This is a genomic window from Ruminobacter sp. RM87, assembly GCF_000701925.1.
Taxonomy (GTDB): domain Bacteria; phylum Pseudomonadota; class Gammaproteobacteria; order Enterobacterales; family Succinivibrionaceae; genus Ruminobacter; species Ruminobacter amylophilus.
The window spans coordinates 1-16,185 of sequence record NZ_JNKD01000009.1 but is presented as its reverse complement, the minus strand read 5'-3'; the positions used below and the strand labels follow the sequence as shown (position 1 = coordinate 16,185).

10 protein-coding genes and 1 tRNA gene are annotated in these 16,185 nt (G+C 34.3%); 4 read left to right on the top strand and 7 right to left on the bottom strand.

Annotated features, from left to right (window positions below; genetic code table 11):
• Window positions 1-27: 27 nt before the first annotated feature.
• On the bottom strand, window positions 28-1,071 hold the full coding sequence (locus T489_RS0103740; protein WP_031578705.1) for an OmpA family protein: 1,044 nt from the start codon (window positions 1,069-1,071) through the stop codon (window positions 28-30).
• A gap of 321 nt (window positions 1,072-1,392) precedes the next feature.
• Entirely contained in the window at window positions 1,393-2,013 is a 621-nt protein-coding gene (locus T489_RS0103735) for a TetR family transcriptional regulator (RefSeq protein WP_031578704.1), read from the bottom strand.
• A 320-nt stretch (window positions 2,014-2,333) separates the two neighbouring features.
• Between T489_RS0103735 and T489_RS0103730 the strand changes: the two genes are divergently transcribed.
• The 4 genes from T489_RS0103730 to hemW all read left to right on the top strand — a co-directional run bounded on the left by T489_RS0103730 (window position 2,334) and on the right by hemW (window position 8,659).
• The gene (locus T489_RS0103730; protein ID WP_031578703.1) at window positions 2,334-3,464 is read left to right on the top strand and encodes an efflux RND transporter periplasmic adaptor subunit; all 1,131 of its coding nucleotides are present in this window, start codon (window positions 2,334-2,336) and stop codon (window positions 3,462-3,464) included.
• 17 nt (window positions 3,465-3,481) lie between these two features.
• Complete coding sequence (locus T489_RS0103725) at window positions 3,482-6,733, top strand: efflux RND transporter permease subunit (RefSeq protein WP_031578702.1); 3,252 nt, start codon at window positions 3,482-3,484, stop codon at window positions 6,731-6,733.
• Window positions 6,734-6,899: 166 nt separating this feature from the next.
• Window positions 6,900-7,514: an RdgB/HAM1 family non-canonical purine NTP pyrophosphatase gene (gene rdgB, locus T489_RS0103720; RefSeq protein ID WP_031578701.1), complete on the top strand. Its 615-nt coding sequence runs from the start codon at window positions 6,900-6,902 to the stop codon at window positions 7,512-7,514.
• A 2-nt stretch (window positions 7,515-7,516) separates the two neighbouring features.
• Window positions 7,517-8,659, top strand: coding sequence for a radical SAM family heme chaperone HemW (hemW, locus tag T489_RS0103715; protein WP_031578700.1), 1,143 nt, complete (start codon window positions 7,517-7,519; stop codon window positions 8,657-8,659).
• Between the two features lie 28 nt (window positions 8,660-8,687).
• On the opposite strand, the gene T489_RS0103710 is transcribed toward hemW, so the two are convergent.
• From T489_RS0103710 to dnaA, 5 genes are all read right to left on the bottom strand, one after another.
• Window positions 8,688-8,765 (bottom strand) — tRNA-Val (locus tag T489_RS0103710).
• A 779-nt stretch (window positions 8,766-9,544) separates the two neighbouring features.
• Window positions 9,545-10,846 carry a glucose-1-phosphate adenylyltransferase gene (glgC, locus tag T489_RS0103705; protein WP_031578699.1) on the bottom strand — a complete coding sequence of 434 codons (1,302 nt, stop codon included), beginning with the start codon at window positions 10,844-10,846 and terminating at the stop codon, window positions 9,545-9,547.
• Window positions 10,847-11,468: 622 nt separating this feature from the next.
• Window positions 11,469-12,575, bottom strand: coding sequence for a DNA replication/repair protein RecF (gene recF, locus T489_RS0103700; protein WP_084155390.1), 1,107 nt, complete (start codon window positions 12,573-12,575; stop codon window positions 11,469-11,471).
• Between the two features lie 101 nt (window positions 12,576-12,676).
• Window positions 12,677-13,882 (bottom strand): DNA polymerase III subunit beta, encoded by a 1,206-nt coding sequence (gene dnaN / locus T489_RS0103695; protein WP_031578697.1) that lies wholly within the window; start codon window positions 13,880-13,882, stop codon window positions 12,677-12,679.
• A gap of 26 nt (window positions 13,883-13,908) precedes the next feature.
• Window positions 13,909-15,666 carry a chromosomal replication initiator protein DnaA gene (gene dnaA / locus T489_RS0103690; protein ID WP_031578696.1) on the bottom strand — a complete coding sequence of 586 codons (1,758 nt, stop codon included), beginning with the start codon at window positions 15,664-15,666 and terminating at the stop codon, window positions 13,909-13,911.
• Between the last annotated feature and the right edge of the window lie 519 nt (window positions 15,667-16,185).

Here is a 16,185-nt window from a genome sequence, read left to right as displayed (position 1 = left end):
CTATTATAAAACTTAAGCTACTTGATATTACTTAGTTTCAATAATCTGCTTTACACCGTTGAACTTAACTTCTACACGACGGTCTGGAGCAAGACATTCAATTAACTTCTTACGATTCTTGATATTGTCACAAGCAGTGCCAGTTACTGGTCTGGTCTTACCATAACCTTCAGCACTGATAACAGACTGATCAACACCGTTAGCAATGAATTCTTCTACTACAGATTCAGCACGCTTCTTAGAAAGGTTCATGTTGTACTTGTCAGAACCGATGCGGTCAGTGTGACCTTCAACGCGGATTGAAACATCCTTAAGGTCGTTGTCACGAATCTTCTGAGTTTCAGCAGCGATACGGTTCTTACCGTTTGAAGATAAATTAGCACTACCGAAATCAAATAAAGTTTCAGCGTCTAAAGAGATAGTTTCGTTAACAACTACAGTTTCTGGAGCCTTTGGAGCTGGAGCAACTACTGGAGCTGGAGCAGCACCACCGAACTTCCATTCAAGACCTAAGTTTACGTTCTGAAGGTTTGGAGCATAACCAAACTTTGAAACGCTGTCTACGATCTTGTGAGCATATAAATATTCAAGACGGAGGGTGAAGTCATCACCTAAACCAATACGGGTACCGGCACCAAGTAATGGAGCGGTGTTGAATGAACTGTGATTATATGCATCATCCTTTACAGTAGCGAATAAAGCACCAACCTTGAGGAAAATGTCTGAAGACTTGGTAATAGGATATGATGGAACGAGAGCTAATTCAGCACCGTGAACATAGTAATCGTTGAGAGCCTTTCCTTCGCTGATACCCTTGTTAGCGAACTTACCGAGATAGTCATAACCAGCTTCAACACCTAAGAAGTCAGCAAAGTTATAACCTGCGTATAAACCAGCATCAAAATCATTGCTGGTCTTACGATCTACGGTATCAGCCCAACGTGCCTGATGACCCATTACATGGCTCCAGCCACCCTTAACACCGATGTAACCAGTTTCTGCTTCAGCAGCAAATGTATTACCACCTAAAAAGGCGCCTAATACAGCAACAGCTAATAAACTTTTCTTCATAATAATATCTTCCTTCGTTATTAATTTCATTTAACTATAAAAGAATTAAAAATTTTTATACGATTCTATTATATTTAAATATATTTAGACAGTATCATTATATATTAAGGATAGTTAAAAATCAAACAACAAAAATTAACAAAAATAACACTATTTTTTAATAAATAACAAATAATTATATATTAAAAATTATATATTATATCTAATTCCTAATAATGATAACGTTTTTCTGTACAAAAGTATCAAACACAAATATTGTAAAAAATTTTTTATAATCTGTGAATTATTCTATAAATCATTTCGGCAGACAGAGAAAAAATCTTAAAATACAAACTTTGGTATCTGATCCAATATAAGGTCAACTATCTGTTTATTATAATGAATGATATCGTCCTGCGATCCATCCACATATCTGATAATATATCCTGTAATTACAGAACAAAGAAAATTGGCTGCTTTTTCTGCGTCTACATTAGACGGAAGTTCATGCTTCTTTATAGCTTCTCTGATTAATAAAACATAGTTCCTGTTAAAACTGTTGTTTATATCCATCAGCATCTTTTTTACACGTTTGCTTCCATGATTTCCCCACAACACATTATAAATAATCTTTGAAAAAAGAATATTGTCTTCATTTTTCAACGATACGTTAATGGTATACAGCCATTGCCTTAAACTATCGAGTGGAGAAACGCTTGAATCTATATTTTCAATCGAATGGAATAGATTAGACTCTGTGTTAACCATCGCCTTGCATATTTCAACAAACAAATCATCTTTATTCTGAAAATACCAATATATAGCTCCACGGGTTACGCCAGCAACATCAGCAATATCACTAAGATTGGTTTTTTCATACCCTTTTTCACAGAAAAGCTGTTTTGCAACATCCATAATTTTCAACTTTGTTTTAAGGGCTTCCTCTCTTGTCTTTCTAACCATTTCTGTAAACTCTCTGCTCAAATATTCTTCAAATTCAGAATAAGACTAAACCAATGTATAACACGAATAAAAACACTAAACATCTTCAGACCAAAAACAATGACTGTATATAAAAATTTTAGTTCATATATACGGTAATTTTAAGAAATAAACGATGCAAACTCATTTATATTATACATTAAAATATATATACATTCTCACATGTATGTATAGAAAATTAAACAAAAAAACTATATAATTAAAACTAAACACACATATTTTGGAGCACACAAATGCATATAAAATCAAAAATAATAAATTTGTCGGCATTATGTGTATGTATGTTGGCAGCTTCATCGCTAACTGCATGCAATAAAGCACAAGAACAGCATCAACAAGGTTTTGCGGCCCCTGTTGATTATCAGGAAATCAAAACTAAAGATGTTCCTGTAATATCATCATTGATTGGCAGAGCAACAGCCGTCAGAACCGCAGAGGTAAGACCACAGGTGTCCGGTGTAATTCTTCAGCGTTTTTTTACCGAAGGTTCAGTTGTTAACAAAGGCGATCAGCTTTATCAGATCGACCCTTCGATTTATGAAGCTCAGTTAGCCAGTGCAAAAGCATCCCTGGCACAGGCTGAGGCAAACCTTTATGCAACCCAGCTCAGATATGACAGATTCAGTAAACTGGTCAATACAAATGCAATAAGCAAACAGGATTATGATGACGCCCTGTCTAATAATAAGGCAGCCCAGGCTCAAGTTCTCGCCGCAAAAGCAGCAGTTAAATCTGCAGAAATCAATTTAGCATATACTAAAGTTTACGCACCGATAACCGGGACTATCGGACGTTCCAATGTAACGGAAGGTGCTCTTGTTACAAACAGTCAGGCAAGCCCAATGGCTACTATTCAGCAACTTGATCCTATTTATGTGGATCTTGGAATTTCAGTTACTGAACATCTTAATCTAAAGAAAAACATGGCCAAGGGATTATTTGAATCCAATTCAAGTAATGAACAGGTTGAATTATTCCTAGAAAATGGTGAAAAACTCGAGCAAAAAGGTTCTTTAGAGTTCTCTGAAGTAACAGTTGACGAATCAACTGGTATGGTTAATGTTCGCGTAAAAGTACCTAACCCAAATCAGGATATTCTTCCGGGCATGTATATAAAAGCCAATGTTAATCAGGGAATTCAGAAAGGAGTCCTTCTAGTTCCTCAAATTGCAGTGCTCAGACAGAACAATGGCACTAATATGGTTTATACCATAAAACAGGATGGAGATAAGAATGTTGTTGAACAGCATAACATTACCATCAGTGGCGAACATGATCATGATTACATTGTTACAAGCGGCATCAATGCCAATGACAAAGTTATCACGTCAAATCTGCAGAAAATTGGTCCAGGAGCTCCGGTAACTCCAATTGAAAATAAACCTGAACCAGCCAATAATCCAGATAAATAAAATAAAGGAATTTCCAAATGGCTCGCTTTTTTATTGATCGCCCCATCTTTGCATGGGTGCTGGCAATAGTAATTATGCTTGCAGGTATTCTATCCATCAATACATTACCTGTTTCGCAGTATCCTACTATTGCCCCTCCGACTGTTACAATACGCTCTAACTACCCTGGTGCAAATGCTGAAACAGTTGAAAATACCATAACCAAAATCATAGAACAGAACATGATCGGTCTTGATGGATACATGTATATGAGTTCATCATCCGATGGTTACGGTTCATCAGAAATAAAAATTACATTTGAACCAGGCACCAATCCAGATATTGCACAAGTTCAGGTACAGAACAAACTTAATCAGTGTACCTCACAGCTCCCTACAGTTGTTCAGCAAAATGGTATTGATGTTAAAAAAAGTACTGATGCGTTCCTTATGGTTGTTGGTCTGATTTCCAAAGATCCTTCTATTAAGGAATATGACCTTTCTGACTACGCACACTCTGTAATGAAAGAACCTCTAAGCCGCTTGGAAGGTGTAGGTGATATTACAGTTTTCGGTGCGGAATACGCTTTACGTATTTGGGTTTCTCCTGATAAGTTAAACAAGTACAACGTTACAATTTCTGAAATAGAATCAGCCATCCAGCAACAGAATGCTCAGGTTACCTATGGTTCTTTAGGTAATGCCCCTGCAGTTCCTGGTCAGGTGTATAACTATACCATCAGAGGTCAATCAAGATTAACCTCTCCTGAAGAATTCAGAAATATCATAATTCGCATGAACGAAGATGGTTCTTTTGTTAAGCTTCAGGATGTGGCCACTGTTGAAATCGGTACTGAAAATTATCAGTTTGCAGGTGAATATAACAGACAGCCTACAACTGGTATCGGTATTCGTCTAGCCTCAGGTGCTAATGCAATCGGAACAGCAGAAAGAGTTGTAAAAGAAGTTGAAAGACTGAAACAATACATGCCTGCAGGTTACGAAATCGTTTATCCTTACGACACAACACCATTCATAAAAATATCCATAAACGAAGTAATGCATACTTTGTTTGAAGCTATTATTTTAGTATTCCTGGTTATGTATGTATTCTTGCAGAATATCAGAGCAACCATCATTCCAACCATAACTGTTCCTGTTGTATTGCTCGGTACATTTGCAATAATGTCTGTATTAGGATTCTCAATTAACACCCTAACCATGTTTGGTGTCGTTCTTGCTATAGGTCTGTTAGTTGACGACGCGATAGTTGTGGTTGAAAACGTCGAACGTATTATGCACAACGAAGGGTTGAATCCGTATAAAGCTACCCAGAAATCAATGGATCAGATTACCGGTGCTCTCGTTGGTATTGCTCTGGTGCTTTCAGCAGTGTTTATTCCAATGGCTTTCTTTGGTGGTTCTACAGGTGTTATTTACAGACAGTTCTCAATAACTATTGTTTCAGCAATGGTTCTGTCTGTATTTTCAGCTTTAACATTAACACCCGCACTCTGCGCCACAATTCTAAAAGATGAAACAGCAAAACCTGAATATAAAGGATTTACAGGTGTTCTTCTTAAATTGAAAGATGCTATCGGAAATTTTTTAAACAAAGTAATTCTTAATAATTTCTTCAGCATCTTTAATAAAATTTTCCTATTCTCAACAGATCTTTATGTTAAATGCGTTCGTATAGTTGTTAAGTCGCTCTACCTGTATGTTATTCTTTATATAGCAATCTGTATTGCAACTGTATCCATGTTTGTTCGCATTCCAACATCATTCGTCCCTGAAGAAGATCAAGGCGTTCTGATGGCAATGGTTCAGTTACCTGCCGGAGCGACAATGGAAAGAACCAGAGAAGTAATCAACCAGTTATCAGATTATTTTATTGACGAAGAAAAAGAAAATGTTGAATCCATAATGGGTATTGTAGGTTTCTCTTTCGCAGGTAGTGGCCAGAACGCTGGTATGGCTTTTATAAAACTCAAAGACTGGAAAGAAAGAAAACGTAACGATCAGCATGTAAGACAGATTGTTCAACGAGCATTTCCTAGACTTATGGAAATTCGTGAAGGTCTTGTTTTTGCGTTCAACCTGCCAGCAATACCTGAATTAGGTACCGCTGCTGGTTTCGATATGTTCATTCAGGACCAGTCACAGAATGGTCATCAGGCATTAATGGACGTAAGACAAAAGATTGTTAGAGCAACCACTGAAGGTGAATCAGCAAAACTCTTAACCAGAGTGAGAGCCAATGGTATGGATGACACTCCTATGCTGAAAATTGATGTTGACTACCCTAGAGCAATGTCTCAGGGATTATCTATTCTCAGTATCAACCATACCTTATCTGCAGCCTGGGGTTCTTCATATGTAGACGACTTCATGGATAGAAACCGTATTAAAAAGGTTTACTTACAGTCTGAAGCTTCTTCACGTATGAGCGAAGAAGATCTCCAGAAATGGTACGTAAGGAACAATTCAGGTAAGCTGGTTCCTTTCTCATCATTTGCAAAGTCTTCCTGGGATTTCGGTTCACCAAGACTTGAAAGATTCAACGGCGTATCAGCAGTTGAAATTCAGGGTGAAGCAGCCAACGGAATATCTACCGGACAGGCAATGGATCAGATGACAAAGCTGGTTGAAGAAATAGCTCCTGGATACAGCATAGCCTGGAACGGTGTATCATTCCAGGAAAGACAGGCTAGCTCAAATTCCTTAACCCTTTACTCCATCTCACTACTGTTTGTATTCTTATGTCTGGCAGCTCTCTATGAAAGCTGGAGCATCCCATTCGCTGTAATGCTTGTTGTACCTTTAGGTGTGGTTGGTGCCGTTGGTGCAGCCTTCCTGACTCAGATGTTCCCATTCTTAATTCCTTGGAGCCAGCCTCTTGAGAACGATGTTTATTTCCAAGTTGGTTTATTAACCACTATCGGTTTATCAGCAAAGAATGCTATTCTTATCGTAGAATTCGCCAAAGAATTATATGATAAAGGACATCGTCTGACAGACGCAGTGGTAGAAGCATCCCGCATACGTTTGCGCCCTATTCTCATGACATCATTTGCATTTATACTTGGTGTTCTGCCTTTAGCAATAAGTACAGGTGCCGGTGCTGCAGGTCGTAATGAAATAGGTATCTGCGTTATAGGTGGTATGCTGTCAGCAACAGTTTTAGCCGTATTCTTCGTTCCAATTTTCTTTGTATTGGTAATGAGATACTTTACTAAATACAAGCCAAGAAAAAAGATTTCAGAAACTTCTGAAACTGAAGCTGTTTAAATTAAACATCTATAGTCTGAATTAGATTGGTAAAAGGGAATCACTACATATGGTGATTCCCTTTTTTATAGAAATTACTATCTTTTATGCGTATACTAATCGCAAATAGTATTCTTTGATAATGAATACAAGAGTGACTACGTAGAATAATTTAAAGAGAAATAAATTGAGTACTTTAGGAAAACAAATTGTATTGGCAACAGGAAACAAAGCCAAGTGTGCAGAATTCAATAAAATGTTGGAATTGACTGATATTGAAATAATTCCGCAGAGCAGATTCAACGTTCCTACTCCAGAAGAAACCGGAACTACCTTTGTAGAGAATGCGATAATTAAAGCACGGAATGCAGCAAAATACTCAGGTCTTCCTGCTATCGCTGACGACTCTGGAATTGAAGTTGACTGTCTTAACGGAAGACCAGGTGTATATTCTTCAAGATACAGTGGTGAACATGCAACAGATGAGGAAAATCTAAATAAACTAATTGAGGAAGTTTCTGCTTTTCCAGAAAATCAAAGAACGGCAAGATACTGGTGCGTTTTGGTCTTTATGAAAAATGAATTTGATCCTACCCCTGTAATCTGCCAGAGATCATGGGAAGGAAAAATCATTTTAGAAAAAAAAGGTAAAAATGGTTTTGGATATGATCCTTCTTTCCTTATACCTCTACTAGGACAAACTGCAGCTGAAATATCTCCTGAACTAAAAAATAAATTGAGCCATCGAGGTCAGGCAATGCATGATATGCTTGACGTTCTTTTAAAGAAATTTGGTGCATAGATATGATCATTCCTAAACTGGGTTTATACATACACATTCCATTCTGTATACGAAAGTGTCCGTACTGTGATTTCTTTTCAGAAAAAATATCTTCAAAAGAAATTGTAGATAAATACGTTGAAGCTTTGATTCATGAACTCAGTTTATACTCAGAACTAACTAGCAATAGATTAGTTGAAACAATTTATATAGGCGGAGGCACCCCCACCCTTTTCTCACCCAAGAAAATTGATCAGATTTTAAATGCAGTAAATAAATTGTTTACTATTTCCGCTGATGCTGAGATCAGTATGGAAGCAAATCCAGGTACCGTATCATCTGACGATATTCGAAATTATCGAGAAATCGGAATAAACAGACTCAGTATTGGCATCCAAAGTCTTAACGATAAATTTCTAAAAATACTTCATCGCATTCATACACGAAAAGAAGCTATCAAGGTAGCGGAAACCGTAAGCAAATACTATGACAACTTTAATTTGGATTTAATGCATTCTCTACCTGGACAAACATATGCTGATGCGATAAATGATTTAAAAGAATTAATATCCCTTAACCCTAGACACATATCATGGTATCAGCTTACCATAGAAGAAGGAACCGCTTATGCTGAAAGTATACCTTCTCTTCCTGATGAGGATGTTATTGATTCAATTTACATCGAAGGTTATGATTTACTAAAATCTAGCGGTTATCATCACTACGAGGTCAGTGCATTTGCTCAGAAAGAATATCAATGTAAGCATAATGTTAATTATTGGACTTTTGGTGATTATTTGGGAGCTGGTGCCGGTGCTCACAGTAAATTGACTATAAACAATAAAATACGCAGACAATCCAGGATTGAGAATACCTGCACATATATAAACAATCTATTAGAAAATCAACCTCAGGAGATATATTTATCCAATGAAATAATTCCTGAGCAGAATATACCATTTGAATATTTTCTTAACAGATTAAGATTATTCACTCCTCTATCCATAAATGAATACGAAAACTACACAGGTTTGTCATTTAACAATATTAGGTATCTATTCGAAAAATATTCTGAAGATAATCTTGTAACAATTGAAAAAGATAAAATCACAATAACAGAAAAAGGTCAATTATTTATCAATCAAATGCTTGAAGATTTTTTATGAAATAACTTTTGAAAGTCTGATGAAGAAATGGTGCGTCTTATTGGACTCGAACCAACGACCCCCACCATGTCAAGGTGATGCTCTAACCAAGCTGAGCTAAAGACGCATTGAAATAACAGTTTTATCTTACACTATTATTTTTAAAATTCAACAATTAATTTGAATAATTATAATTAAAAACTCTTATTGTTCTAATGTAGAACAATTATTGCTCTAATTTATTTGTTTCACGTGGAACATTGTTCCCTATTTTAGAATTTAACATAATGTTCAATTTAATTATTCACTCTTCTTTTTAAATCAATAAGATACCTACCGAAGCTAACAAAAAGATAATACATTTCTATCTGGAATGATTGTAATTTGCTATCAGCATGTAATTACCCAATGATTAAACCTTAGCAGTATTGATATCACTCCTACGTGACACTTAAGTTAGAAATATTCAGATGATAAGTACCATGAGTTAACTTACGTTGAGTTAAACGAGATTCTTAAATTTTGATATCTACTGTTTTACTCTTAATCAAGAACAAAGAATAGTAACTAACATCAGTTATACCACAGATTAGTCCTCGATACCTAACTACTTTTTGTTGTATGAAGTAAGAAAAATAAAAATGCATAGAGTGAATTTCATAAACTATATGACAGACATTGCAGCAATGACTTTATACGAATAAATTTAAAATTATGAGATAAAAGTGTAACAACTTCTAAAAATAAAATATCATTCCTTTTTAGAAGTTAGATAATACCATGTCATTAATAATGACATATTAACAAAGGTCTGAAATGACAATTTCAGACCTTTTGAATTTTTACAAACTTCAGTTAACGACACCTATTGTTTCACGTGAAACATAATGCCTGTTTTTTTATTTATTAAATTTTTGATGTAGAAAAATGTTCTTTATATTTCTTAAGCATATTCATATCTACTAAAACCACACCTTTAGGAGATACGTAAAAGAACTTTCTGTCCTCTTCTAAGTCATAGCCAATTTGCATGCCTTCAGGTATTTCACATCCACGTTCAATTATAGCTTTTCGTATACGACACCCTTTATGAATAATTACCGATGGAAATATTACTACCTGCTCAAGAAGATTTTCCTGTTCAACGGTAACAGAATCGAAAAGCACGGAGTTTAATATTTCAGAACCATATACTACACATCCAACGGATATTACTGAATTTACATTTACAGATCTATTGCCCAAGGAATCTTTAATAAATTTTACTGGTGGTAATTGGGAGGCTTTTGTCCATATTGGCCAATTTTCATCATATATATCCAAATCCGGAGATTCATCTGTTAAATCAAGATTTGCACTCCAAAAACTATCTACGGTTCCGACATCACGCCAATAGCAAATCTGTTCCTTAGACTGATTTCTAACACAGCTTAAGGAATAATTATGAGCATGAACGATTCCTTGTTTTACAATTTTAGGAATAATATCCTTACCAAAATCATGAGATGAATTCGGATCATTATGATCTTCTTCCAATAGATTATATAGGAAAGAAGCTTCAAACATATATATTCCCATTGAGATAAGTGATTTGTCTGAATTGCCTGGTATTGATGGAGGATCTTTTGGTTTTTCTATAAAATCAACTATCATATTATTATCATCAACCTGCATGCATCCAAATGCAGTAGCCTCGTTTCTTGGAACTTCAATGCAGGCAATTGAGCAAGGACAAATACTCTTAATATGATCCATGAGCATAAGAGAATAGTCCATCTTATATACATGGTCACCCGACAAAATCAGTACATATTCATTATTATAAGATTGTAGAATATCTATGTTCTGATACACGGCATCAGCAGTTCCCTGATACCAATGAACTTCATCAATTCTTTGCTGTGCAGGTAAAACCCTAACAAACTCGCCCATATGGTTATTATTAAGAAAGGACCAGCCATCTTGAATATGACTAAGAAGAGAATTAGATTTATATTGAGTCATTATCCCCATCTTTCTTATACCAGAATTCAAACAGTTAGATAACGCAAAATCAATAATACGAAACTTACCTCCAAAATGAACAGCAGGCTTTGCCCTAATATCAGTTAACTCTCGCAAACGAGATCCCCTACCGCCAGCAAGTATCAATGCGGTTGTCTTCTTCACTGCTAAAAGCTGATTTGATACCCTTCCGGATGTCCCCATAGATAATCCTCTTTAATAATAATTCCCTGCCAAATTTTAATATTTATATGCTAAATTCACGCTTCTATTATGAAAAGTATTTTAGTACAATTTTACAAAGCAACACTCAAAAACAGATCATTAAATTATTTTTAATTCTACCTATTTCAATTTCTCACATTACACTAATATACTCCCCTCCCCTATCTGCAGACTTATATGTTACCTAATTATGCTTCAACAATTGTTTCACGTGAAATATTAATTCTAGCTAAGGGTATAACCGGATTTAAAATCATTCCATTATAGAAATTTCAACTCAACCTATTTATCATAAAATGAATGGTAAGTTCTTATGAGTAAATAGATCCTTAACTATCCGTAATCCCATATCTGCTGCAATTGGTGTATCTATTTTTTCAAAATAATAATCACAGCTAAGATATAACACAGATACCTGGAAAATTAGGTAAATACAGCCTAATCTAAAAAAAGAATAAACTATCAAGAAAGCAAATAAAAAAAGAGATTATTGCATCACAACATCTGTTTTAAACGTAAAATCATTAAATTAAAAAAAATTAAATAAAGTATTTTATTGACTATCCCTAATTTAATAATTACTGCAAAAAAGTTGAATTTTTCACACCAAATCACTTTCATGAATATCATTATGTTCCACGTGAAACATTTTTATTTCATTATGAAATTTTGATGTAAACTTCTGATGATCTTTATCTAAACTAGTAATAAAAAATTGGTTATTATCTGAAAGCTCATCTACAAGCTCATAAACTTTATACAGACTATTCGTATCGAGTTCAGAGGCTATATCATCGATTATATAAACACAATTGGTATTCATTAGATTCTGATAAACTATTCCCTGAGCAAACTTTAATGCAATAACTAATAGCTTTTGCTGCCCTCTTGATAGAATGTCGAGTGAAGGTTTGTTGTTTACTTTAATACACAAATCTGCTTTTTGAGGTCCGAATAACGAATAACCCATTGCATATTCACGACCTGAATGAGATGATAGTTGAGATAAAAAATCAGAAATTCCTAACTTATGTCCCGGAACTAATTCCAATGAGATTTTTATATTTGGTAAAAACCTACTTGTAATATCATTTGCATAATTATTAAATATAGTTAAATATTCAACTCTTTTTTCAGTCACTCTTTGAGATATCTCAGCAAAGCAATTGTTCCAATATTCAAGGTAATCTTTAGAAGATTTATTGGCTAATAGAATGTTTCGCTGTCTAATAATTTTTCTGAAGTCAGAACTTATTTCCGAAAAATCATTAAAATGATAAAAGCATCCCCAATCTATGAAACTACGCCTAATAGCAGGCCCTGCTTCAAGCAACGATAATCCGTTTGGAACAATTGCTTGTATACAGACGTTATTGGCCAAATCAGCCACTCTATTTAATGGGACACCATTAAAATTAACTTTTATATCTCCTAAATAATTCCTTACTATTCCCAAACGAGAAACAAAATCTTTTGATTCTTTAAATAACTCAGAAAATAAAACAAACTCCTTAGCCTCATGATTTATGATTGTGGAATTTTTATTAGCCCTAAAAGACCTTGCCTGTGAAATATAATTAATAGCTTCCAAGATGGATGTTTTACCGGAACCATTTTCGCCGTAAAAAAAATTAACCCCCTTCCCCACCATTATCGAGGTTGATATAAAATTTCTGAAGTTTGTTAATTTTACTTTACGTATAAACATATCATTGTGATTTTAAATTTGAATATATAAAAACAAAAGATGTCAGCTGCTCAAAAATACAAACAACCAACATCTTTAAAAACATATATTAAAAAAGGATATTAAACAATAATTCTACTTACAATATACTTGGCATAACTTTGTTCTTCATTCTCATCAGCCATAGGTTCAATAAGAAGATTATTGGAAGATTTTGATAATGAAATCTTCATCTTTGAAGTTGATATTACACTGCAGATATTATTTAAATATTCAGAGTTAAATGCAATTTCAAAGTTATCACCGGTATAACTCACGTAATCAATATCATCCTTAGCTTCTTCATGGTTTGAATTCTTTGCTTTTATAGTAAAGAGGCCATTATTAATAACCATTTCAACAGCTTTATTTAGTGAATTACTCATAATAGAAACACGCATAACTGTGTCTTGGAATAGTTTTCTGTCAACAACAAGAACACGATTACAGTTGTTAGGTAAAATAGAAGTAATATCTGGATATTTAGCATCTATCAGAATGCTTAATAATGAGATTCCATTTACTGTAGTCTGGAGGCTATTCTTGTTAATCTTGAGCGTCACTACTGTATCATCTTCAACAGATTCCTTCATAGTAGACATCATGGAAATTAACTGATCGACACCTTTCTTAGGGAAAATAAAACCATTGTCATCGACAGTAACAGGTATATTACAAGGTTCAACCAATCTCCCCTTCTGTAAACTCATTCTATGACCATCAGCAGTAATTATATCAAGTCCCATATTGTCTGAGCCTACTACAGCAAATCTCATTCCTTTCAAAAATACACGATAACTCTCTGCAGCCATGGAGAACTTTGTTGTCTTCATAACATTCAACAGTTCGTTTAATTCAATCTTTAATTCATATAAAGGATCAAGACACTCTATTGCTGGAAAGTATTCTGCGTCTATGGTAACCATATTTGACTTGAACTTGCCTGAGGATAGAAGTAATTTGTCATCAGTACCGTCATCAACAAAATTAACATAAGCTCCGTCAGGCAATTTCTTCAGTATTTCGAGAAGAATTTTTACATTTACTGTAGTTTTCCCTTCCTTTATATCATCACAGAATAAACCTACTTCAGTAGACATTTGGATTTCTGTATCTGTACAAACCATGCGTAACTTATATTTTGCATCTTTAATAACGGTTCCGTCGTTCGGCAAAATTTCAAGCAAAACGTTAGAAGTAATAGGATTATTAGCAGTATTTCCGGCCACACCAGAAATATGTCCTAAAGGCTTTAATAAATCTTCTCTTCCAATGCTACACTTAAACATTATTACTTCTTCCTTTTGTTAATTTTTTACTCTGTTAACTGTAATTTCAGATTCTCCCAGTCTTCTCTGTACTGAGGGTCGTTCTCTGCAATCATTTTATTAACTTTATTCCATGCGTTAATAACAGTTGAATGATCTTTATTGCCAAATTGTTTTCCTAAACTAGGGTAACTTGCCTTTGTTAATTCTCTGGCCAATGCCATAGCCATCATTCTAGCGTAAGCAATTGATTTTGGTCTTGCTGAAGAATCAATATCTTTAACAGTAATTCCATAATATTCAGCTACAACCTGTTTAATATTATCTACAGTCTGAAGCTTTGCATGGGCATTTAGTGAATCTTTCAATGCTTCCTTTACAACATCAACAGTAACCGTCTGTATTTTTCCGGCAGTACCAGTTACATAAGCTCCTATAGTTTTTATATGACCTTCAAGAACTCGTATATTTGTTTGGAATTTATTCGCAAGGAAAACAATACTCTGATTATCAAATGAGAGATTCATTTCTTTAATCTTTTCAACAATGATTCTCTCTCTTGTATCTTTATCAGGAGGTTCAACTTTTATAACTACACCTGATGAAATTCTGTTTCTGATGCGACTATCCAGTTTTCTGAAATTAGCAGGATGCTGACTTGCTGCAAATATAAGCTGAACATTAGAACATACGATTTCATCAAACAATGTAATAAAATCCTTGGTAAGTCCTACAGTATTTTCTAACTGTTGAATATCATCTATGAAAAAAACATCTGCACTTCTGTAAAAAGACTTGTAGTTGTTGTAGGTAGCTGAATTTATTCCACCTCTTTTATAATCATTCACAGCGCGCAGAAAATCCTGATAAAACCTGTCTAATGTTACTAAAATTATCTTCTTTTCAGGATGTCTACTGGCAACTTCATTGGCTATAGCATTAAGAATATGAGTCTTTCCTAAACCTGAATCCCCCCATATGAAGAAAGGATTACGTTGCGAATTACCTGGATCTTTAGCAACAAGTTTACCATTTGTGCATAAATTCTGATTTGTTGGACCTTCAACAAAGTTATCAAAATTCTTGTCCTTTTGAATGTTTACAGATTTATAGAATATATTATTCTTGAAATCATCCATGGAGTATGACTCGGTCTGATCAAAATCGACAGAACTATTTTCATACAGACTGTTGTTTTCCAATGGATATATATCATTTACATTATTTTCAGGAGCACAATTTGCGTTCTGTTCAATGACATTATGAGGAAGTATCTCTGAGGCATTCAATTCTTGCAAATCAGAATAGTTTCCCCTTGGTTTTATTTGCTGATAATTATTCTGATAAACTTCACTTTCCAGAATTCTGTTATTGGCGTACGTTCCACCGACATTTTGACTCAGTCTCATTCCAGAGTTGTTGAACTGATTATCCTGATATGAATGAGCTCTGTTCTCTACCTGAGGTTCAGGAACTTGACGAGACATGTTATTAACAATATTGCCTCCCACGCGTACAGGAGAATTTAAATTAACACTCTTATTAACGCTAAATTCAGACTGAACTTCAATGGCAACATTGTAATTCTTGTTGGAAACATAACGTACAGCTTCCACGATAGAATCCATAAATTCATTTACTAATAATCCCTTTATCATTCTATTTGGTACAAGAATTGAAAAAGTATTATCTTGAATAACTACGTTTGCAGTTCTCAGAAAAATTTTTAATTTTGCCAGTGACCTGTTCAAAGGCAGGGAAAACAAGTATCTTTTTACATTTTCCCAAAGTTCAAGACTAGCCAAGATACAACCTCTTTAATAATGTGCAATTTCAGCTAAAGTTACTTAAAAAAGCAGTATGGGATTATACAACAACACAAGTAACTTATCCACAGTTTGAACGCTAAATTTATACCTGAATAACAAGTAACTTACGCACAATTTTTCCCAAAAACATACTAAAATCATTTTCTTCTTTGCATTTATTTCTATTTGTGATCGTATGCTATTGAATAATTGAATTTTATCAAGTTTGTATAAATACATATTATTTATTCAGAATTAATGGTTATCCATCCATATATATACACAACACAAAACTACTTATACACAAATCGAGGTAGCTATAACGTAATTAACAATCGTTTAAGTTGATGCAAAAATGTGATTTTCTTAAACTTTCTAGCTTGACTACTAAATGCTAACTCTATATAACCTGACTTTCGAGTTTTTCGCCAAATCATTGTGAGAACTTTTAAAATTACTAAAGAATTTGCCATCGTGATTCACTTTTAAAAATACCAGTTATTTGAATCGGTAATT

Coding starts and splice junctions, on each gene's coding strand:
- T489_RS0103740 (WP_031578705.1), bottom strand. CDS start 1,071: ATGAAGAAAAGTTTATTAGCTGTTGCTGTATTAGGCGCCTTTTTAGGT.
- T489_RS0103735 (WP_031578704.1), bottom strand. CDS start 2,013: ATGGTTAGAAAGACAAGAGAGGAAGCCCTTAAAACAAAGTTGAAAATT.
- T489_RS0103730 (WP_031578703.1), top strand. CDS start 2,334: ATGTTGGCAGCTTCATCGCTAACTGCATGCAATAAAGCACAAGAACAG.
- T489_RS0103725 (WP_031578702.1), top strand. CDS start 3,482: ATGGCTCGCTTTTTTATTGATCGCCCCATCTTTGCATGGGTGCTGGCA.
- hemW (WP_031578700.1), top strand. CDS start 7,517: ATGATCATTCCTAAACTGGGTTTATACATACACATTCCATTCTGTATA.
- glgC (WP_031578699.1), bottom strand. CDS start 10,846: ATGGGGACATCCGGAAGGGTATCAAATCAGCTTTTAGCAGTGAAGAAG.
- recF (WP_084155390.1), bottom strand. CDS start 12,575: ATGTTTATACGTAAAGTAAAATTAACAAACTTCAGAAATTTTATATCA.
- dnaN (WP_031578697.1), bottom strand. CDS start 13,882: ATGTTTAAGTGTAGCATTGGAAGAGAAGATTTATTAAAGCCTTTAGGA.